At 57.8% G+C, this 19,381-nt stretch carries 19 protein-coding genes and 2 tRNA genes; 12 read left to right on the top strand and 9 right to left on the bottom strand.

All coding sequences use genetic code 11. The annotated features are described in order from the left end of the window. Positions 1 to 79: 79 nt before the first annotated feature. Positions 80 to 1,213 (bottom strand): NADH:flavorubredoxin reductase NorW, encoded by a 1,134-nt coding sequence (norW, locus tag BM007_RS09450; RefSeq protein ID WP_090418402.1) that lies wholly within the window; start codon positions 1,211 to 1,213, stop codon positions 80 to 82. Continuing rightward, the gene (gene norV / locus BM007_RS09445; RefSeq protein ID WP_090418394.1) at positions 1,210 to 2,658 is read right to left on the bottom strand and encodes an anaerobic nitric oxide reductase flavorubredoxin; all 1,449 of its coding nucleotides are present in this window, start codon (positions 2,656 to 2,658) and stop codon (positions 1,210 to 1,212) included. The genes norW and norV overlap by 4 nt, the downstream gene beginning before the upstream one ends. 186 nt (positions 2,659 to 2,844) lie before the next feature. Here norV and norR point away from each other — a divergent pair, with 186 nt between their 5' ends. Further along, positions 2,845 to 4,359 (top strand): nitric oxide reductase transcriptional regulator NorR, encoded by a 1,515-nt coding sequence (gene norR, locus BM007_RS09440; protein ID WP_090418392.1) that lies wholly within the window; start codon positions 2,845 to 2,847, stop codon positions 4,357 to 4,359. Here the strand turns inward: norR and gutQ are convergent. The 7 genes from gutQ to srlA form a co-directional block, all read right to left on the bottom strand. Continuing rightward, the gene (gene gutQ / locus BM007_RS09435; RefSeq protein WP_090418389.1) at positions 4,356 to 5,321 is read right to left on the bottom strand and encodes an arabinose-5-phosphate isomerase GutQ; all 966 of its coding nucleotides are present in this window, start codon (positions 5,319 to 5,321) and stop codon (positions 4,356 to 4,358) included. The genes norR and gutQ overlap by 4 nt on opposite strands. Further along, positions 5,314 to 6,087, bottom strand: coding sequence for a glucitol operon DNA-binding transcriptional repressor SrlR (locus BM007_RS09430; protein WP_090418383.1), 774 nt, complete (start codon positions 6,085 to 6,087; stop codon positions 5,314 to 5,316). The genes gutQ and BM007_RS09430 overlap by 8 nt, the downstream gene beginning before the upstream one ends. Before the next feature lie 63 nt (positions 6,088 to 6,150). After that, positions 6,151 to 6,510 (bottom strand): transcriptional regulator GutM, encoded by a 360-nt coding sequence (gene gutM, locus BM007_RS09425; protein WP_032648019.1) that lies wholly within the window; start codon positions 6,508 to 6,510, stop codon positions 6,151 to 6,153. Positions 6,511 to 6,577: 67 nt separating this feature from the next. Next, positions 6,578 to 7,357, bottom strand: a complete 780-nt coding sequence (gene srlD / locus BM007_RS09420) for a sorbitol-6-phosphate dehydrogenase (protein WP_061714567.1) — start codon at positions 7,355 to 7,357, stop codon at positions 6,578 to 6,580. 14 nt (positions 7,358 to 7,371) lie between these two features. Further along, complete coding sequence (gene srlB / locus BM007_RS09415; RefSeq protein WP_024907705.1) at positions 7,372 to 7,734, bottom strand: PTS glucitol/sorbitol transporter subunit IIA; 363 nt, start codon at positions 7,732 to 7,734, stop codon at positions 7,372 to 7,374. Positions 7,735 to 7,746: 12 nt separating this feature from the next. Next, on the bottom strand, positions 7,747 to 8,706 hold the full coding sequence (locus BM007_RS09410) for a PTS glucitol/sorbitol transporter subunit IIB (protein ID WP_024907704.1): 960 nt from the start codon (positions 8,704 to 8,706) through the stop codon (positions 7,747 to 7,749). Further along, the gene (srlA, locus tag BM007_RS09405; protein ID WP_003862164.1) at positions 8,703 to 9,266 is read right to left on the bottom strand and encodes a PTS glucitol/sorbitol transporter subunit IIC; all 564 of its coding nucleotides are present in this window, start codon (positions 9,264 to 9,266) and stop codon (positions 8,703 to 8,705) included. Before srlA ends, BM007_RS09410 begins: the two co-directional genes overlap by 4 nt. A gap of 251 nt (positions 9,267 to 9,517) precedes the next feature. Between srlA and mltB the strand changes: the two genes are divergently transcribed. The 11 genes from mltB (at position 9,518) to BM007_RS09350 (ending at position 19,380) form a co-directional block, all read left to right on the top strand. Then, on the top strand, positions 9,518 to 10,618 hold the full coding sequence (gene mltB, locus BM007_RS09400) for a lytic murein transglycosylase B (RefSeq protein ID WP_024907703.1): 1,101 nt from the start codon (positions 9,518 to 9,520) through the stop codon (positions 10,616 to 10,618). 312 nt (positions 10,619 to 10,930) lie between these two features. Continuing rightward, positions 10,931 to 11,584, top strand: coding sequence for a metal ABC transporter ATP-binding protein (locus BM007_RS09395; protein WP_024907702.1), 654 nt, complete (start codon positions 10,931 to 10,933; stop codon positions 11,582 to 11,584). After that, the gene (locus BM007_RS09390) at positions 11,581 to 12,441 is read left to right on the top strand and encodes a metal ABC transporter permease (protein ID WP_024907701.1); all 861 of its coding nucleotides are present in this window, start codon (positions 11,581 to 11,583) and stop codon (positions 12,439 to 12,441) included. Before BM007_RS09395 ends, BM007_RS09390 begins: the two co-directional genes overlap by 4 nt. A gap of 14 nt (positions 12,442 to 12,455) precedes the next feature. Then, the gene (locus BM007_RS09385) at positions 12,456 to 13,334 is read left to right on the top strand and encodes a metal ABC transporter substrate-binding protein (protein ID WP_090418372.1); all 879 of its coding nucleotides are present in this window, start codon (positions 12,456 to 12,458) and stop codon (positions 13,332 to 13,334) included. Positions 13,335 to 13,463: 129 nt separating this feature from the next. Continuing rightward, positions 13,464 to 13,961: a nicotinamide-nucleotide amidase gene (gene pncC, locus BM007_RS09380; protein WP_090418368.1), complete on the top strand. Its 498-nt coding sequence runs from the start codon at positions 13,464 to 13,466 to the stop codon at positions 13,959 to 13,961. 89 nt (positions 13,962 to 14,050) lie between these two features. Further along, positions 14,051 to 15,109, top strand: a complete 1,059-nt coding sequence (recA, locus tag BM007_RS09375; RefSeq protein WP_024907698.1) for a recombinase RecA — start codon at positions 14,051 to 14,053, stop codon at positions 15,107 to 15,109. A 68-nt stretch (positions 15,110 to 15,177) separates the two neighbouring features. Beyond that, positions 15,178 to 15,678: a recombination regulator RecX gene (gene recX, locus BM007_RS09370; protein WP_024907697.1), complete on the top strand. Its 501-nt coding sequence runs from the start codon at positions 15,178 to 15,180 to the stop codon at positions 15,676 to 15,678. A gap of 131 nt (positions 15,679 to 15,809) precedes the next feature. After that, the gene (gene alaS, locus BM007_RS09365) at positions 15,810 to 18,437 is read left to right on the top strand and encodes an alanine--tRNA ligase (protein WP_090418365.1); all 2,628 of its coding nucleotides are present in this window, start codon (positions 15,810 to 15,812) and stop codon (positions 18,435 to 18,437) included. A gap of 241 nt (positions 18,438 to 18,678) precedes the next feature. Further along, on the top strand, positions 18,679 to 18,864 hold the full coding sequence (csrA, locus tag BM007_RS09360) for a carbon storage regulator CsrA (RefSeq protein WP_000906486.1): 186 nt from the start codon (positions 18,679 to 18,681) through the stop codon (positions 18,862 to 18,864). Positions 18,865 to 19,206: 342 nt separating this feature from the next. Further along, a tRNA-Ser gene (locus BM007_RS09355) sits at positions 19,207 to 19,299 on the top strand. A 4-nt stretch (positions 19,300 to 19,303) separates the two neighbouring features. After that, positions 19,304 to 19,380: transfer RNA gene (locus BM007_RS09350), tRNA-Arg, on the top strand. The last annotated feature ends 1 nt before the right edge of the window (position 19,381 follow it).

Genomic DNA, 19,381 nt, shown 5'->3' with positions numbered 1-19,381 from the left:
CGCAAAAAAAAGCCCCGGGACATCGGGGCAGCGGATAATATAATCCAATGGTTAAGTGAGCGTGGCAAGAGATTACGGGTTACGCGGGCAGCGATTTCAGCAGAGCGAAAGCCTCCTTCATCCGATCTTCGCTAACCACAAAGGCGCGTACCTGACCTTCGGCGTCAGAGCCGCGTGCAACCATTCCGTGAGGTTCAATGGCAATCTGCCAGCTCAGATCCTTGCGCTGCGTCTCCCCCGCAAGATGCAACGGTAACTCTGGCGTTTTAACCTTCACCAGCATGGCGGGGAGTTTCAGCGGTGCGCTGCCGCCGAGCAGGTTTTTTGCCAGATACATGGCGCTCAGCTGTATCGGCTGCAGGAAAGGCAGCACCTGACCGTTGATTTCAGCGCAGTCGCCTAACGCGTAAATATCGGGCTGCGTGGTTTGAAGGTAGCTATTTACCTTCACGCCACGGCCTGTTTCGGCGCCTGCACGATGCGCCAGCGCAGTTTCCGGGCGCAGGCCCGTCGCCGCGATAACCACATCCACCTCAACGCTGCGGCTGCGGTCGAGCGTGGCACGAATACCGCCTTCGGTTTTGCGCAGGCTTTGCAGCTGCGATTTCAGCAGCAGATGCACCCCCATGTCGGTCAGACGATGCTGTAAGCGACTGCTTACTTCTGCGGGCATCAGCGCCGACAGAATGCTCGCCGCATGGTCGACCAGGGTCACCGATTTGCCCGCCCGGCAGAAATCCATCGCCAGCTCGGTGCCGATCAGCCCCCCGCCGACAATCATTACCCGCTGTGCGTCGCGAAGCGCCGTTTCGCTGGCCTGATACGCCTGCTGGCTGTTGAGGGTGAGCATCAGCTCGCGGCCCTCAATCGGCGGCACGAAAGCAGAGGCACCCGTGGCCAGCACCAGCCTGTCGTACTGCCAGGTTTTCTCCTTCGCTTTCACCACATGTGCGGCGGCGTCGATATCGGTGACCCAGGTGTACGGAAACAGACGCAGGTTGAACTGTTCCGCGAACTCCCCCGCCGTCTGGCGGGTGAGGTCTTCGGCGCGCTGATTCTGGCTGATGACGTGGCTTAGATCAGGCTTGTTGTACTCGTCCATGCTGTCGGCGGCAATCACCGTCAGCGGCACGCTGGCATCCTGCTTGCGGATGTTTTTCACCAGCTGACGGGCGGCAAAGCCCGAGCCGATGATGACGATACCGTTGCTCATTTTGCCTCCGTACCCAGTTCGTCAAAGACGTCCTTACCGAGGGAACATTCCGGGCAGAGGAAATTGTCCGGCACGTCGCGCCACGGCGTGCCCGGGGCAACATCCTGCAGCGGTTCGCCCAGGTCAGGATCGTAAATCCACTGGCAGACGCTGCACTGCATGCGCGGGCCGAGATCGGCGGCTGCCGCGGCGGCACAGGCGCAGGCTTCCTGCTGTTCGGGTGTTTTTGCCGCCACTTCCGGCAGCGGAGCGAGCGCCCACTGACGGGCAATGTCGCGACCGTGCTGGCGACAGATCTCCAGGGCGTCGATATCCGGGCGCCACTTGGCCTTCAGGCTCATGGACATCTCAAAGCCCGCATCCTGTAAGCGGGTGGAGAGACGGTCTACCGCGCCGCCGCTCCAGCCGTGGGAGCCAAAGGCGCTGGCGCGCTTGTTGCGAAAGCGCAGGCCTGTCATCTCTTCTACCAGACCGGCAATTTTCGGCATCATCACGTTGTTCATGGTGGAGGTGCCCACCAGCACGCCCTTAGAGCGGAACACGTTGGTTAACACCTCATTCTTATCGCTGCGCGCCACATTGAAGATTTTCACCGCCACGTTCGGGTCCACTTCGTTGATGCCCTGGGCAATGGCGTCCGCCATCATGCGGGTGTTGTTGGACATGGTGTCGTAGAAAATAGTGATGCGGTCTTCCTGATAGTCCGCCGCCCACTTCAGGTACAGCTCGACGATCTGGGTCGGGTTCTCACGCCATACTACGCCGTGGGAGGTGGCAATCATCTCCACCGGCAGGTTGAAGCCGAGGATTTCGGTGATTTTTGGCGTGACCAGGCGGCTGAACGGCGTCAGGATGTTGGCATAGTACCGCTGGCACTGCTCGAACAGCTCTGTCTGATCCACTTCGTCATTAAACAAACGTTCGTCGCAGTAGTGCTGGCCGAAGGCGTCGTTGCTGAACAGCACCGCGTCACCGGTCATGTAGGTCATCATGCTGTCCGGCCAGTGCAGCATCGGGGTTTCCACGAAGATCAGCTGCTTGCCATTACCGATATCCAGCGCGTCGCCGGTTTTCACGGTGTGGAAGTTCCACTCCGGATGGTGGTGGTGGCCGTTGATCGAGTCGATGGCGTTGGTGGTGCAGTAGATAGGTGTGTTCGGGATGTAAGACATCAGCTCGGTCAGCGCCCCGGCGTGATCTTCTTCCGCGTGGTTGATGATGATGTAATCGATGGCGTCGAGATCGATTTCGCTGCGCAGGTTCTGCACGAACTCGCGGCTGAACTTGTGATCGACGGTATCGATCAGCACGTTTTTTCCTTCGCGGATGAGATAGCTGTTGTAGCTGCTGCCGCGCAGCGTTTTGTATTCCGTCCCGTGGAAATCGCGCACTTCCCAGTCACGTTGACCGACCCAATGAATGTTATTTTTAACCAGAATAGACATAGCAACCTCTACGTGATACAGCATTTTCAAATAAGATGGTTTGCTTTTATCAAGTTGCGTGCCAACTTTTAATTTATTGATTTTACTTAATTAATATTTTTATGATCCGTAATGGGTAGTCATTATGACTATCCAAAGCAGTGTCACTATGACAACATGCATTGTCAAAATGACAGCGAGGCAGACATGAGCTTTTCCGTAGACGTGCTGGCGAAGATCGCCATTGAGCTGCAAACCGGTATTGGCCATCAGGACCGCTTTCAGCGGCTGATCTCCTCGCTGCGCCACGTGCTGGCGTGCGACGCTTCGGCGCTGCTGCGCTACGAAGGACGGCAGTTTATTCCCCTGGCGATCGACGGCCTGGCGAAGGATGTGCTCGGACGGCGCTTTACCCTTGAAGGCCATCCGCGTCTGGAAACTATCGCCCGCGCGGGTGACGTGGTGCGCTTCCCGGCGGACAGCGACTTGCCCGATCCGTACGACGGGCTTATTCCCGGACAGGAGAGCCTGAAGGTACACGCCTGTATCGGCCTGCCGCTGTTTGCTGGGCAGAAACTGATTGGCGCGTTAACCCTCGACGGCCTGTCGCCGGACCAGTTCGACACCTTTAGCGATGAAGAGCTGCGTCTGATTGCGGCACTGGCCGCCGGGGCGCTTAACAACGCGCTGCTGATTGAACAGCTGGAGAGCCAGAATATTCTTCCCGGCAGCCCGGCGGCGTTTGAGCAGATAACGCACACAGAGATGATTGGCCTCTCTCCGGGCATGGCGCAGCTCAAAAAAGAGATTGAGATTGTTGCCGCCTCAGATTTGAACGTGCTGATCTTCGGCGAAACCGGCACCGGTAAGGAGCTGGTGGCGAAGTCCATTCACGAAGCCTCGCCGCGCGCGGTTAACCCGCTGGTGTACCTCAACTGCGCCGCGCTGCCGGAAAGCGTGGCGGAAAGCGAATTGTTTGGTCACGTTAAGGGAGCGTTTACCGGGGCCATCAGCAACCGCAGCGGCAAGTTTGAAATGGCCGATAACGGCACGCTGTTTCTGGATGAAATAGGCGAGCTCTCTCTGTCGCTACAGGCCAAACTTCTGCGCGTATTGCAGTACGGCGACATCCAGCGCGTGGGGGATGACCGCAGCTTAAGAGTGGATGTGCGCGTGCTGGCGGCGACCAACCGCGACCTGCGTGAGGCGGTGCTGGCCGGGCAGTTCCGCGCCGACCTGTTCCACCGCCTGAGCGTGTTCCCGCTTACCGTGCCGCCGCTGCGCGAGCGCGGGGACGACGTGGTGCTGCTGGCGGGCTATTTCTGCGAACAGTGCCGTCTCAGGATGGGTCTTTCCCGCGTGGTGTTAAGCCCGGGGGCGAGGGCGCATCTGCTGAGCTACGGCTGGCCGGGCAACGTGCGCGAGCTGGAGCATGCGATCCACCGTGCGGTGGTGCTGGCGCGAGCGACGCGTTCGGGTGACGAAGTGGTGATCCACGCGCGCCATTTTGCGCTGCAGGATGAAACCACACCGGCTGTCGTGCAGGCGGCGCCAGGGATAGCGAATGAAAATCTGCGTGAAGCCACGGAGGCGTTTCAGCGTCAGAGGATTACCCGCGCGCTGGAGCAGAATAACCGTAACTGGGCGGCGTGCGCCCGGGCGCTGGAGATGGACGTCGCCAACCTGCACCGGCTGGCGAAGCGTCTCGGACTGAAGGGTTAGATAATCCCGGCCTGATAGAAATCCTGCAGGTTGATGGCACCGCACAGTCTGCCGGCGTCATCCACCACCGGCGCGGCGGTGATTTTGCGCTTCATCAGCACCTCTTTGGCTTCAATGGCGCGGCTCTCGGCGTTCAGCGTCAGCCCGCCCTGTGTCATGGCGTCCGACACTTTGGTTTCCAGCTTGCCGCCGCCCACCAGCCAGCGGCGCAGGTCGCCGTCGGTGAACACGCCTTTGACGTACCCGTCGTCATCGCACACCGCTACCAGCCCCAGGCCGGTGCGGCTCAGCTCCAGCATCGCGTCCATGACGCTGGTATCGAGTTTGACCTGCGGAATAGCATCGTCGGTGCGCATCAGGTGGTGAACCTTGTTGAGCAGGCGTGCCCCGAGCGCGCCCGCCGGATGCGAGCGGGCGAAATCTTCTTCGTTAAAGCCGCGCGCCTGCATTACCGCCATCGCCAGCGCGTCGCCCATCATCAGCGTGTTGACGGTGCTGGATGTCGGGGCGAGGTGCATCGGACAGGCTTCACGATCAACGGAAATATCCAGCGTCGCTTTGGCGGCCAGCGCCAGCGGCGAGCGGGATTTCCCGGTCATCGCCAGCAGGGCGACCGATTTTTCCTGCAGGCGCGGAATAATCAGGTCCAGCTCTTTGGCCGAACCGGAGTAGGAGATAAACAGCATTACGTCGCGGCTTTCTATCATCCCCAGATCGCCGTGCAGCGCCTCTGCAGGATGCACGAAGAACGCCGGGGTGCCGGTGCTGGCGAGCGTCGCGGCAATCTTTTTGCCGATATGGCCGGATTTACCGATGCCTGCCACGATCACTTTGCCTTCGCAGTGGATAATAGTGTTGGCGGCACGGACAAAATCCTCGCCCAGACGTTCCGGCAGGCGGCTGGCTTCCTGCAGTTCCAGCATCAGCGTCTGGCGGCCCGTTTCTAACAGAAAATCACTCATATCCTTCTCCGGTTACGATCACGTCGATGCCTTTCTCTTCCAGCGCTTTCCTGAACGCCGGGTCGATACCCGCGTCGGTAATCAGCTTGTCGACGCTTTCCAGGCTACAGACAATGTTGGGGCTTTTGCGGCCAAACTTCGACGAGTCTGCCATCAAAATTACTTCCCGCGCGGCGTTGCACATGGCTTTACTGACGCTGAACACCTCGTTGAACGTCGTAACCCCCGCGTTCAGGTCGATGCCGTCGGTGCCCATGAACAGTTTATCAAAGCTGAAGTGGTCGAAGGCGTTCTCCGCCAGCTGGCCGTGAAATGAGGCGGATTTTTTGCGGAAGGTGCCGCCGGGCATCAGGATGGTCTGCTCGCTGTCGAACTCTGACAGGGCGTTGACGATGTGCAGGCTGTTGGTCATCACCGTGATGTTGTTAAAGCGGCTGAGCAGCGGGATCATCTGCAGGACGGTGCTGCCGGCGTCAAGGATAATGGAGTCGCCATCGTGGATAAATTTTACCGCCGCTTCGGCAATCAGCGCCTTCTGGTGGGTGTTGATCAGCGTTTTGTGATCGATAGGCGGGTCCGCTTCATCCTTATTGAGCACCACGCCGCCGTAGGTTCGAATGACGGCGCCAGAGTTTTCGAGCAATACCAGGTCCTTGCGTATCGTCGTGCCGGTGGTGTCAAAGTAGTGGGCCAGATCCTCTACCGAACATTTTCCCTGCTTTTGCAGATGTTCGAGAATGGCCGCCTGCCGCTGACGAGGTTTCATAGGCGCTTCGTTCCTTAGGTTGCGAAATGATAATTTCGCAAGTCTATAGCTTTCACAACGAAATTATCCATGTTTCAGATTAAGCGCTAATGATAGTGCATTCTGACAGAGTGGATCATGGGGAAAGATCACATCAGGCTGCAATTCCTGCAACGAAATGCCGTTAATTGCCTGTATTTTCACCGGACGGGCAAAGACGGTCATGCCGCGCATGAGCAGTGAATCGCAGACGTTATTGTTTTCATCCAGCGCAATAGCCACGACGACCCGCGGTTTGAAGCGTCCGCCGGAACGTCCGACCCCGACGCGACCTTTCTGACACAGGGCATCAAACGCGCGGTTAAACTGGTGGATTTGCCAGCCGCCGAACGCCATCTGGCAGAGCCAGGCGAGGGCGGCAACGGTGATGAGTGCGGTGACCATATCGGCTCCTTATTGTATTCCCTCTCCCTGTGGGAGAGGGTTAGGGTGAGGGCATCAGGCCGCTCGATCAGAACATCACCTGCCCACCGGTGACATTAATCGACTGTCCGGTGCAGTACGAGGCTTTCGGGCTGGCGTAAAACAGCAGCATGTTCAGCACGTCCTGGTAATCGCACCCGCGCTTGAGCGGCACTTTATCGATGTAGTACTGCTCCACTTCTTCCGCTTTGATGCCGAGCTTGGTGGCGTACTGCGGCAGCAGGGACTGGAACATCGGCGATTTCAGCAGGTTGCCCAGCATCAGCGAATGCACGGTAATGCCGTATTCGGCCAGATCCAGCGCCAGAGACTGCGTCAGCCCCACGCCGCCAAACTTCGCCGCGCTGTAGCCGGAGTTATGCTTGCTGCCCACTTTCCCTGATTTTGAGTTGATCTGAATGATGCGCCCCTGAATGCTGTCGCGGATCATCAGACGGGAAAACTCGCGGGCGCAGAGGAAATAGCCCACCAGATTCACCTGCAGCGAGCGGTCAAAATCCCCCAGTTCGAAATCGCTGATAAAGGCCGCTTTCGCAATCCCCGCGCTGTAGACCAGCAGGTCGGTGCGTCCAAAAATCTCGTCCACGCCGCGGGCCAGCGCCATCACGCTCTGCTCGCTGGTGGCGTCGGCACCAAACCCGTACGCCATCCCTTCGCCAAACTCGGTGTTAATGGTGTCCGCCACGCGGGCGGCTTTTTCACTCTGAATGTCCACTACCGCCACGCGATAGCCCTCAGCGGCAAGCCCACGGCAGAGGAACTCGCCTAAGGTTTGTCCTCCACCAATGACAACGGCAACCTGACTCATGTGTTTCTCCTTAATTACGCAACAAATTTTAACGTGCAGCCTGGGGTGACAGCCTGCGGAACCGGACCATCAACGTGAACCGTGCCGGGATACTCCGCCTGCGGCTGGCCGTCGAAACGCAGGGTGATGTGGCCCAGCTCGCGCAGGTTTTGTTCAGCGACGTCGCCGACGGCGGTGACGGCATAGCGTGCCTCGCCCAGCTCCAGCTGGCTTCCTGCCTTCAGCTCGCCCTTCAGCTCGCCGTGGCAGTGGATAAAGCAAAACTCTTCGATATCCGCAGGCGCCCCTTCGCGGAAGGTGATTAGCATCTGGTCGCTCAGCGCGTCGGCCGCGCTCTGGCCGATGCGGGTAATGGTGGTCTGGTAAATCACGGTCATCGCAGGAACCTCTTATTGATAAATAAAGCCGGAGACAAACCAGGCAATCAGCACAGTCGGCGCGCCCGTCAGGAAGCGGCTGACCAGCACGGACGGCACGCCCACGCGCACGGTGTCCTGGCGCGCTTCCGCCAGCGACAGCCCCACGGGGATGAAATCGCACGCCGCCTGGGCGTTAATGGCAAACAGGGCGGGCAGGGCGAGGTGCGGAGGGATGTTCCCCAGACCAATCTGCACGCCAATCAGCACGCCGATGACCTGGGCAATCACCGCGCCCGGGCCGAGGAACGGCGACAGCAGCGGGAAGGAGCAGATCAGCGCCAGCGTTACCAGCCCGAGCGGGTGGCTGGCGAGCGGGGCGAGGCCGTGGGCAATCCAGTCGCCCAGGCCGGAGGCCATAATGATGCCGATCAGCGCCGAGACGAACGCCATAAACGGCAGAATGGTCTTCAGCACCGTGTCGATGGTGTCGCGCCCGGACTGGAACAGCACCGCCACGGCGGAACCCATGCCCATCCCGACCTTCGCCAGCAGGCCGTCGCTCTGCTCGGTGATTTTCTTGCTGGTGTCGTACTCGCGCGGGGCCGCTTTTTGCGGCGCGGGGTTGCCATTCACCAGCGTGATGTTGTCCTCCTTCACGCCTGAGACATAAATGTCTTCAAGAATGTACTGCGCCAGCGGGCCGGATTTTCCGGTGGAGTGAATGTTCACCGTCGGAATGCGGCGCTTCGGGTAGATGCCGCAGCGCAGCGTGCCGCCGCAGTCGATCACCGCCACGCCGATTTCCGCTTCCGGCGGTTCCCCTTCCTTGAAGCCGTCGACCGCTTCCCAACCGGTTAGCTCGCGCAGCCTGTCGACGATCGCCGGGCGCGTCCCCGCGGTGATGTAAACAATCTTTTTGCCTTCGGTGGCGTCGAACTCCAGCGGGCCGCCCCAGCCGCCCGTGCCTTTCTCAATGCGGATCCGGTTCATGCTGTGGCTCCTGAAAGATGGACTTTCTGTTCAAGCTGGATGCCCATTTTTTTCTCAAAAATGGCGGTGGTGAGGTCCGTCACCCAGCCGCGGAAAAAGTTGGTGACCAGGCCGACCAGCAGGTAGCTCACCGCCAGCGGGCCGAGCGGCAGGCCAAGCGTGGTGAGACCGCTGGCGATCCCGAGATACACAAACAGCTCGCCGGGGTTGATGTGCGGGAACAGGCCGTTCATCGAATGGCAGCTGTAGGAGGCGGCGGCGTAATAGCTCGGCTTGTACTTTTCCGGCATGAAGCGACCGAGGCTTAAGGTCATCGGGTTGCAGAACACGAAGGTGCCGATAAAGGGCAGTATCAGGTAGCGGGACAGCGGATTCCCGGCACAGCGCTGGGCGAAGCGTTCAATACGCTGCTGGCCGATAAAGTTGATCAGCGCGTTCATGATCACCAGCAGGCTGATCAGCAGGGGCAGGATCCCGGTCACCATGCCGGTGAACACTTCTCCGCCTTTCTGAAACAGCCCGATGAACCACTCGGCGCCGTGGGTGATGGTTTCTATCATTCTTCTCTCCTGTGGGGCGTTTGTTTTTGTCTATCTGCGGCTAATAATAATCACTTTGAAAGGTTTTAAAGTGTTAGTTAGATCTCACAATGAAAGAAAAATGTATTATTTTGAAAGTTAATTGACGTGATGAATGATTTTCGGTGTTAAAAAGCGCGGATTTGCGTGGGGGAGGTGCGTACCGCTTCCTTGAGGTGTTGCGGATGCTTTACCATACTGGGTTCTTATCGAACCCGTTAAATGGATGTCTCATGTTCAAGCGTCGTTATGCAGCGCTGTTGCCTGCGCTTATTCTGCTGTCTGCCTGTAGTAGCAAACCTAAGACCGAAGCCGTTCAGCAAACGGCGGGCGCGCCTTCCGGAGGATTCCTGCTGGAGCCGCAGCACAATATGATGCAGATGGGCGGCGACTTCGCGAATAACCCGGCGGCCGAGCAGTTCATCGATAAAATGGTGAGCAAACACGGCTTTGACAGACAGCAGCTGCACGAAATTTTGTCTCAGGCCAAGCGTCTGGACTACGTGCTGCGCCTGATGGACAGGCAGGCGCCGACGGCCCAGGTGCCGAGCGGGCCAAACGGAGCGTGGCTGCGCTATCGCAAACAGTTTATTACCCCGGACAACGTGCAAAACGGCGTGGTGTTCTGGAATCAGTATGAAGATGCGCTCAACCGCGCGTGGCAGGTGTACGGCGTACCGCCTGAAATCATTGTCGGGATTATTGGCGTGGAAACCCGGTGGGGCCGCGTGATGGGTAAAACCCGCATCCTGGATGCGCTGGCGACGCTCTCCTTTAACTACCCGCGCCGCGCGGAGTATTTCTCTTCCGAGCTGGAAACCTTCCTGCTGATGGCGCGCAACGAGCAGGACGATCCGCTCGATCTGAAAGGGTCGTTTGCCGGCGCGATGGGCTACGGCCAGTTTATGCCGTCGTCCTATAAACAGTATGCCGTCGACTTTAACGGAGATGGTCACATCAACCTGTGGGATCCGGTGGATGCCATCGGCAGCGTGGCGAACTACTTCAAAGCGCACGGCTGGGTGCCGGGCGGCCAGGTGGCGGTGCAGGCGAACGGTCAGGCGCCGGGGCTGGAAAATGGCTTCAAAACCAACTACAGCATTTCGCAGCTGACCGCGGCAGGCTTAACGCCAACGCAGTCGCTGGGTAATGCGCAACAGGCGAGCCTGCTGCGTCTGGATGTCGGAACGGGCTATCAGTACTGGTACGGCCTGCCGAACTTCTACGCCATTACCCGCTATAACCACAGCACTCACTATGCGATGGCCGTATGGCAGCTGGGGCTGGCGGTATCGCAGGCCCGCGTGCCGGCGGCGTCACCGTTTAGTCAGTAAGCTGCTCCGACGGGAAGGCCGGGTAAGGCAACGCCGCCACCCGGCATGGCTGCGCGCACGGTGCGGCCTGATGCCCTCACCCTGACCCTCTCCCACGGGAGAGGGAAGTTTTGCAGAAACATTTCGCCACACTCCCTTTTAAACCCTCCATTTACATCTTAACCGTCTTTTATTATTGTTATGTTATAACATTTAATGCGGTGTCGACATGTCAACGTCCCTTTTTTCTCTGTCTGCTCTGGTCCGGCTTTTGCTGGCGCTGGTGCTTGTTGTCTTTATCGGGCTGGCCGTGCGCTGGGCGGTGGCATTGCCATGATCGTGATGAATGAACTGGTCGCGGGTTATGAACGCCTGCCCGTTACGCGACCCCTCTCGGGCACGATTGAGCGCGGAAGCATGACCGCCATTATCGGCGCTAACGGCTGCGGGAAATCCACGCTGCTGAAAACGCTGGCGGGATTTATCCCGCCCGTCAGCGGTGGCTTCCGCTGGCAGGGTAAGCGTCCGGTAATCGGCTGGCTGGCACAGCGTCACGCGCTGGAGGCGCAGTTTCCGCTGACCGTGCAGGACGTCGTAAGCATGGGCTGCTGGCCGGGCATTTCGCTTTTCTCCGGGTTTCGTCGCGAAACGCGGCTGCGCATTACCAGTGCGCTTGAGCGCGTTGGGCTGGCATCCATGGCGTTATCCACCATCGATGAGCTCTCCGGCGGCCAGTTCCAGCGCATGCTGTTTGCCCGCGTCCTGGTGCAGCAGGCGCCGCTGGTGATGCTGGATGAACCCTTTACCGGGGTCGATGAGGCCACCTGCAACGTGCTGATGGATGTGATGCTGGAGATGTATATGCAGGGGCAAACGCTGCTCGCGGTACTGCACGACAGCGAGCGCGTGTCGCGCCATTTCCCGCAGACGTTGCGGCTGGATGCTGACGTTCCCCAGTGGAAAACCGAGCGGGTGAGGGTGGCATGATCTGGCATCTCTTTTTTCAGCCGTTTATTGAGTACGGCTTTATGCGTCGCGCGCTGGTGGTTTGCCTGGCGCTCTCCGTCAGCACTACCGCGCTTGGCGTGTTTCTTCAGCTGCGCCGGATGAGCCTGATGGGCGATGCCCTTTCTCACGCCATTTTACCGGGTGTTGCCGTGGGCTATTTGCTCAGCGGTATGTCGCTGCTGGCGATGAGTATCGGCGGTTTTATCGCGGGCATTACCGTGGCGCTGCTGGCCGGCCTGGTCAGTCGCCGCACGCCGCTGAAAGAAGATGCCAGCTTTGCCGGGTTTTATCTTGGCTCACTGGCGCTGGGGGTCACGCTGGTGTCGCTTCGCGGGTCGAATGTCGATCTGCTGCATCTGCTGTTTGGCTCCATCCTCGCCGTGGACAACGACGCCGCGCTGTTTGTCACGGGCGTGTGCATGTTCACCCTTATCGTACTGGCGATGTTCTATCGCGGACTGGTTACCGAAGCGTTTGACACCGCCTGGCTACAGGTGAACGCCCGCTGGCTGCCTGGCCTGCTGCACGGACTGTTTCTGGCGCTGCTGGTGCTTAACCTGGTGGCCGGTTTTCAGGTGCTTGGCACGCTGATGGCCGTCGGGCTGATGATGCTGCCGGCCGTGGCGGCACGATGCTGGGTACGCACGCTACCGGCGTTACTCCTGATGGCGGGTATCAGCGGTATTTTCTGCGCATGGCTGGGGCTGAGCCTCTCTTGGGCGATGAGTCTACCGGCCGGGCCATCCATTGTGCTCACCGCCAGCGCGCTGTTCTTTATTTCCATTTTATTGGGTACGCGAAGCAGGCTTGCTGGCAGTCTGCGGGCGTATTTTTAACGCAAGGGGAAACGATGAAACGTACAGGATTAGTAGTGGCGCTTGCGCTGGGGATGATGTCGCACGGCGTGATGGCGAAAACACTGAATGTGGTCACCAGCTTTTCGATACTGGGGGACATCACCCAGGAGGTGGGCGGTGATCATGTGAAGGTGACGACGCTGGTCGGGCCGGACGGCGATCCGCATACCTTCGAACCGTCGCCGAAAGACAGCGCGGCGCTGAGCAAGGCCGATGTGGTGGTGGTGAACGGCCTGGGGCTGGAGGGCTGGCTTGACCGTCTGGTGAAAGCCTCCGGGTTCAAAGGACAGCTGGTCGTCGCCTCAACCGGGGTGAAAACCCACACGCTTGAGGAAGATGGAAAGACCGTGACCGATCCGCACGCGTGGAACCGCGCGGCGAACGGGGCGCTGTATGCGCAAAATATTCTGAACGGGCTGGTGAAAGCCGATCCGCAGGACAAAGCCGCGCTGGAAGCCTCCGGTAAACCCTATATCACGCAGCTTAACCAGCTGGATAGCTGGGCTAAAACGCGTTTTAGCGCGATCCCGAAGGATAAGCGCAAGGTCCTGACCAGCCATGATGCGTTCGGCTATTTCAGCCGCGCCTACGGCGTGACGTTTATGGCGCCGCAGGGGCTGTCGTCTGAGAGCGAAGCCAGCGCGGCGCAGGTGGCTGAGATTATCAATCAGATCAAAGCCGACGGCGTAAAAACCTGGTTTATGGAAAATCAGCTCGATCCGCGTCTGGTTAAACAGATTGCGTCGGCGACGGGCGCGCAGCCTGGGGGCGAACTTTATCCGGAAGCGTTGTCGGCAAAAGGTGGGGTGGCAGACACCTACGTTAAGGCGTTTCGCCACAATGTGAACACTCTCGCTGACAGCATGAAATAACCTTTCCACCGCCGGTGCGTCCGTACCGGCTTTTTTCTGAAGCCCCCTCGTAAAACCTGAAGTGCATCCCCACATCTGACGAGAAAGTGCTATCTTGTGCAGCACGTTTTTCTGATGCCTGGAGCGAGAATGACTGACCATGAATTGATGCAGCTTAGCGAGATAGTGGGCCTTGCGCTGAAGCAGCGTGGCGCGACAATCACCACTGCGGAGTCCTGCACCGGCGGCTGGGTGGCGAAAGCGATTACCGATATTGCCGGCAGTTCCGCCTGGTTTGAACGCGGTTTTGTGACCTACAGTAACGAAGCTAAAGCACAGATGACTGGCGTGCGCGAATCCACGCTGGAACAGCATGGCGCGGTCAGCGAACCGGTGGTGATCGAGATGGCCATTGGTGCGCTCAAAGCGGCGCGGGCCGATTACGCGATTTCCATTAGCGGCATTGCGGGCCCGGACGGCGGCAGCGACGTGAAGCCTGTTGGCACCGTCTGGTTTGGGTTCGCCACGTCCAAAGGGGAAGGGATCACCCGCCGGGAGTGCTTCAGCGGCGATCGCGAAAGCGTGCGTCGTCAGGCAACCGTTTATGCGTTAAAAACGCTCTGGCAACAATTTCTACAAAACACTTGATACTGTATGACCATACAGTATAATTGCACCAACAGAACAGAAATCCACGGTGAAGCACAGTCGCTTCTCCCGGCATGACAGGAGTAATAATGGCTATCGACGAAAACAAACAGAAAGCGTTGGCGGCAGCACTGGGCCAGATCGAAAAGCAATTCGGTAAAGGCTCCATCATGCGCCTGGGTGAAGACCGTTCCATGGATGTGGAAACCATCTCCACCGGTTCGCTTTCTCTGGATATCGCGCTGGGCGCTGGCGGTCTGCCTATGGGCCGTATCGTAGAAATCTACGGGCCAGAGTCCTCCGGTAAAACCACCCTGACGCTGCAGGTGATTGCCGCGGCACAGCGCGAAGGTAAAACCTGTGCGTTTATCGATGCCGAGCACGCGCTGGACCCTGTTTATGCCCGTAAGCTGGGTGTAGATATCGACAACCTGCTGTGTTCTCAGCCGGACACCGGTGAGCAGGCGCTGGAAATTTGTGACGCGCTGGCGCGTTCTGGTGCCGTTGACGTTATCGTGGTCGACTCCGTTGCCGCACTGACGCCAAAAGCCGAAATCGAAGGTGAAATCGGCGACTCTCACATGGGCCTCGCGGCACGTATGATGAGCCAGGCGATGCGTAAGCTGGCCGGTAACCTGAAGCAGTCCAACACGCTGCTGATCTTCATCAACCAGATCCGTATGAAAATTGGTGTGATGTTCGGTAACCCGGAAACCACGACCGGTGGTAACGCACTGAAATTCTACGCCTCTGTCCGTCTGGATATCCGCCGTATCGGCGCGGTGAAAGAGGGCGAGAACGTGGTGGGTAGCGAAACCCGCGTGAAGGTTGTGAAGAACAAAATTGCCGCGCCGTTCAAACAGGCCGAGTTCCAGATCCTCTACGGCGAAGGTATTAACTTCTTCGGTGAGCTGGTTGACCTGGGCGTGAAAGAGAAGCTGATTGAAAAAGCGGGCGCCTGGTACAGCTACAACGGTGACAAGATTGGTCAGGGTAAAGCGAATGCCATCTCCTGGCTGAAAGAGAACCCGGCTGCGGCGAAAGAGATCGAGAAGAAGGTACGTGAGCTTCTGCTGAACAACCAGGACTCCACGCCAGATTTCGCGGTTGATAGCGCGGATGCTGAAGAAACTAACGAAGACTTTTAATTCTTTCGTTTAACAATGAAGGGCTGCTGATGCGGCCCTTTTTGCATTTCTGAATCAGCAGGTTTTTTATGAGTGAACCGACAACACGTCGACCCGCGTATGCACGCCTACTTGATCGCGCGGTGCGCATCCTGGCCGTTCGTGACCACAGTGAACAGGAGCTGCGGCGAAAACTGTCGGCACCGGTGATGAGTAAAAACGGCCCGGAAGAGATTGATGCCACCGCGGAAGATTATGACCGCGTCATCGCATGGTGCTATGAGCATCGCTATCTTGATGACGAGCGTTTTGCCTCGCGGTTTCTCGCCAGCCGTGGCCGCAAGGGATACGGGCCCGCGCGCATCCGGCAGGAGCTAAACCAGAAAGGGGTAGCCCGGGAGTCCATCGAAAAAGCGATGCGCGAATGCGACATTGACTGGTGCGAGCTGGCAAAAGATCAGGCCATTCGTAAGTACGGCGAACCGCTGCCACGTGAATTTTCAGAAAAAGTCAAAATCCAGCGCTTTTTGCTCTACCGCGGCTTTCTGATGGAAGATATTCAGGATATCTGGCGTAATTTTGCCGATTGAACGCATGCGGGATTTTACTTCCCACTAAAGAAAACTTATCTTATTCCCACTTTTTCCAGTAGCTGGTCTGTCCAACGGTTTACCGATACAGGCTGGCTACGACATTTCGTTAGCTTGATTTCAGGATAATTATGAGCAAGAGCACCGCTGAGATCCGTCAGGCGTTTCTCGATTTTTTCCATAGTAAGGGACACCAGGTTGTTGCCAGCAGCTCCCTGGTACCGAACAACGATCCGACTCTGCTGTTTACCAACGCCGGGATGAACCAGTTCAAGGATGTGTTCCTTGGTCTCGACAAGCGTAATTATTCCCGCGCCACAACCTCACAGCGTTGCGTGCGTGCGGGCGGTAAACACAACGACCTGGAAAACGTCGGTTACACCGCGCGTCACCACACCTTCTTCGAAATGCTGGGTAACTTCAGCTTCGGCGACTACTTCAAACACGATGCCATTCAATATGCGTGGGAACTGCTGACCGGTGAAAACTGGTTCAACCTGCCGAAAGAGCGTCTGTGGGTTACCGTCTATGAAACCGATGACGAAGCCTACGAAATCTGGGAAAAAGAAGTCGGGATCCCGCGCGAGCGCATTATTCGCATCGGTGATAACAAAGGCGCACCATACGCGTCTGACAACTTCTGGCAGATGGGTGATACCGGTCCTTGCGGCCCGTGCACCGAGATCTTCTACGATCACGGCGACCACATCTGGGGCGGCCCTCCAGGCAGCCCGGAAGAAGACGGCGATCGCTACATTGAGATCTGGAACATCGTCTTCATGCAGTTCAACCGTCAGGCCGACGGTACGATGGAGCCGCTGCCGAAACCTTCCGTTGATACCGGTATGGGTCTGGAGCGTATTGCCGCGGTACTGCAGCACGTTAACTCCAACTATGAGATTGACCTGTTCAGCACTCTGATCAAAGCCGTTGCCGAAGTGACCGGTGCGACCGATCTGAACAACAAATCGCTGCGCGTTATCGCAGACCACATTCGTTCCTGCGCGTTCCTGATTGCCGACGGCGTTATCCCGTCGAATGAAAACCGTGGCTACGTGCTGCGTCGTATCATTCGTCGTGCCATCCGTCACGGTAACATGCTGGGCGCGAAGGACACCTTCTTCTATAAACTCGTTGGGCCACTGATTGGCGTGATGGGTGCGGCCGGTGACGAGCTGAAACGCCAGCAGGCGCAGGTAGAGCAGGTTCTGAAAACCGAAGAAGAGCAGTTTGCGCGTACACTGGAGCGCGGTCTGGCGCTGCTGGACGAAGAGCTGGCGAAACTTAAGGGCGACACGCTGGATGGCGAAACCGCTTTCCGCCTGTACGACACCTACGGCTTCCCGGTTGACCTGACGGCGGACGTTTGCCGCGAGCGCAACATCAAAGTTGACGAAGCGGGCTTCGAAGCCGCGATGGAAGAGCAGCGTCGTCGCGCGCGCGAGTCCAGCGGCTTCGGCGCAGACTACAACGCGATGATCCGCGTTGATAGCGCGTCAGAATTCAAAGGTTATGAGGCGCTGGAACTGACCGGCAAAGTGACCGCCCTGTTTGTTGACGGTAAAGCCGTAGACAGCATCAGCGCGGGTCAGGATGCGGTGGTCATTCTGGACAAAACGCCGTTCTATGCGGAATCCGGCGGTCAGGTTGGCGATAAAGGCGAGCTGAAAGGCAATGGTTTCAGCTTCAGCGTCAGCGACACCCAGAAATACGGTCAGGCGATTGGTCACCAGGGCAAACTGGTTTCCGGTTCTCTGAAAGTGGGCGAGGGCGTACAGGCTAACGTGGATGAAGCTCGCCGCGCGCGCATTCGTCTGAACCACTCAGCAACCCACCTGATGCACGCTGCCCTGCGCGACGTACTCGGTACTCACGTTGCACAGAAAGGTTCTCTGGTTAACGACAAAGTGCTGCGTTTCGACTTCTCGCATTTTGAAGCGATGAAACCGTCTGAAATCCGCGCGGTGGAAGATCTGGTGAACGCGCAGATCCGTCGCAACCTGCCAATCGAGACCCATGTCATGGATCTCGAGGACGCGAAGAAAAAAGGTGCGATGGCGCTGTTTGGCGAGAAATATGACGAGCGCGTTCGCGTGCTGAGCATGGGCGACTTCTCTACCGAGCTGTGCGGCGGTACGCACGCCTCGCGCACCGGTGACATTGGCCTGTTCCGCATTGTTTCCGAGTCGGGTACGGCGGCAGGCGTGCGTCGTATTGAAGCGGTAACCGGTGAAGGTGCGATTGCCAGCCTGCATGCGCAGAGCGATCAGCTGCACGACATCGCGCAGCTGCTGAAGGGCGATAGCCAGAACCTGGGCGAGAAAGTGCGCGTTGCGCTGGATCGCACGCGTCAGCTGGAAAAAGAGTTGCAGCAGCTGAAAGAGCAGGCTGCGGCGCAGGAGAGTGCAAACCTCTCCAGCAAGGCTGTAGACATTAAGGGCGTCAAACTGCTGGTCAGCGATCTGGCGGGCGTTGAGCCTAAGATGCTGCGTACTATGGTCGACGATCTCAAGAACCAGCTTGGTTCTACCGTTATCGTGCTGGCGACAGTGGCAGAAGGTAAGGTTTCTCTGATTGCGGGCGTCTCTAAGGATGTGACTGACCGCGTAAAAGCAGGGGAACTGATTGGTATGGTCGCTCAGCAGGTGGGCGGCAAGGGTGGCGGTCGTCCGGACATGGCGCAAGCCGGTGGTACGGATGCGGCGGCACTCCCGCAAGCTTTGGCCAGCGTTGAAAGCTGGGTAAGCGCGAAACTGTAATAACTACAAAGCACAAACAGACGCCATAGCGGTAACGTTATGGCGTCTTGTTCACTGTGCTATCGATAACGATAAAGTCAGGTTGAGTTTGTGTATATCGGCTAAACTTACGTTTAACAGAATGTGATGCCGTGACTGCTTACACTTTACGTGTTTGTCATCGCTTACTTTTTGGCGTTATATGATGGATAATGCCGGGATACAAGAGACCCGACTCTTTTAATCTTTCAAGGAGCAAAGAATGCTGATTCTGACTCGTCGAGTTGGTGAGACCCTCATGATTGGGGATGAGGTCACCGTGACAGTTTTAGGGGTAAAGGGTAACCAGGTACGTATTGGTGTTAACGCTCCTAAAGAAGTATCTGTCCACCGTGAAGAGATCTACCAGCGTATCCAGGCTGAAAAATCCCAGCAGTCCAGTTACTGATATTGTCGCGTCTCGCTGTCGGGCGAGACGCAACCCTCCTGTCATTTTTCCTGCTCAACGTTACCGTTTAATTTCAAACGCTCTCTTTTTAACCACTCCGTTACCCTAAACTCGCTCTTACGCCGCCATTTCTGCATAGGTTTTCTGTGAAGATGCCTGCAAAATCCGCTTATAAAACACCCTCTTTGCGGCTTTTACATGCGAATTGCGTGTGATTTGTGCAAACGATAAAAGCTTTTGGAAAATTGTTTGACTTATAAGTCCCAGAAAGTAATATATGCGCCACGCAGCGACGAGAAGCTCTTAACGAGTAACTCGAAGCACTCGAAAGAGGCGTTGTGTGGTGAGGTGGCCGAGAGGCTGAAGGCGCTCCCCTGCTAAGGGAGTATGCGGTCAAAAGCTGCATCCGGGGTTCGAATCCCCGCCTCACCGCCATTTTGCATCCGTAGCTCAGCTGGATAGAGTACTCGGCTACGAACCGAGCGGTCGGAGGTTCGAATCCTCCCGGATGCACCAT

Source organism: Enterobacter sp. NFIX59 (assembly GCF_900113755.1).
GTDB lineage: Bacteria > Pseudomonadota > Gammaproteobacteria > Enterobacterales > Enterobacteriaceae > Enterobacter > Enterobacter pseudoroggenkampii.
Note: the sequence above shows the minus strand (reverse complement) of the source record. Positions and strands in the feature narration are given on the sequence as shown.

Excerpts from the sequence above, each read along its gene's own strand:
- BM007_RS09395 (WP_024907702.1), top strand. The coding sequence starts at position 10,931 with ATGATCGTGATGAATGAACTGGTCGCGGGTTATGAACGCCTGCCCGTT.
- gutQ (WP_090418389.1), bottom strand. The coding sequence starts at position 5,321 with ATGAGTGATTTTCTGTTAGAAACGGGCCGCCAGACGCTGATGCTGGAA.
- BM007_RS09410 (WP_024907704.1), bottom strand. The coding sequence starts at position 8,706 with ATGAACCGGATCCGCATTGAGAAAGGCACGGGCGGCTGGGGCGGCCCG.
- BM007_RS09430 (WP_090418383.1), bottom strand. The coding sequence starts at position 6,087 with ATGAAACCTCGTCAGCGGCAGGCGGCCATTCTCGAACATCTGCAAAAG.
- norW (WP_090418402.1), bottom strand. The coding sequence starts at position 1,213 with ATGAGCAACGGTATCGTCATCATCGGCTCGGGCTTTGCCGCCCGTCAG.
- srlD (WP_061714567.1), bottom strand. The coding sequence starts at position 7,357 with ATGAGTCAGGTTGCCGTTGTCATTGGTGGAGGACAAACCTTAGGCGAG.
- norV (WP_090418394.1), bottom strand. The coding sequence starts at position 2,658 with ATGTCTATTCTGGTTAAAAATAACATTCATTGGGTCGGTCAACGTGAC.
- mltB (WP_024907703.1), top strand. The coding sequence starts at position 9,518 with ATGTTCAAGCGTCGTTATGCAGCGCTGTTGCCTGCGCTTATTCTGCTG.
- csrA (WP_000906486.1), top strand. The coding sequence starts at position 18,679 with ATGCTGATTCTGACTCGTCGAGTTGGTGAGACCCTCATGATTGGGGAT.
- BM007_RS09390 (WP_024907701.1), top strand. The coding sequence starts at position 11,581 with ATGATCTGGCATCTCTTTTTTCAGCCGTTTATTGAGTACGGCTTTATG.
- gutM (WP_032648019.1), bottom strand. The coding sequence starts at position 6,510 with ATGGTCACCGCACTCATCACCGTTGCCGCCCTCGCCTGGCTCTGCCAG.
- norR (WP_090418392.1), top strand. The coding sequence starts at position 2,845 with ATGAGCTTTTCCGTAGACGTGCTGGCGAAGATCGCCATTGAGCTGCAA.
- pncC (WP_090418368.1), top strand. The coding sequence starts at position 13,464 with ATGACTGACCATGAATTGATGCAGCTTAGCGAGATAGTGGGCCTTGCG.
- recX (WP_024907697.1), top strand. The coding sequence starts at position 15,178 with ATGAGTGAACCGACAACACGTCGACCCGCGTATGCACGCCTACTTGAT.
- srlA (WP_003862164.1), bottom strand. The coding sequence starts at position 9,266 with ATGATAGAAACCATCACCCACGGCGCCGAGTGGTTCATCGGGCTGTTT.
- recA (WP_024907698.1), top strand. The coding sequence starts at position 14,051 with ATGGCTATCGACGAAAACAAACAGAAAGCGTTGGCGGCAGCACTGGGC.
- srlB (WP_024907705.1), bottom strand. The coding sequence starts at position 7,734 with ATGACCGTGATTTACCAGACCACCATTACCCGCATCGGCCAGAGCGCG.
- BM007_RS09385 (WP_090418372.1), top strand. The coding sequence starts at position 12,456 with ATGAAACGTACAGGATTAGTAGTGGCGCTTGCGCTGGGGATGATGTCG.
- alaS (WP_090418365.1), top strand. The coding sequence starts at position 15,810 with ATGAGCAAGAGCACCGCTGAGATCCGTCAGGCGTTTCTCGATTTTTTC.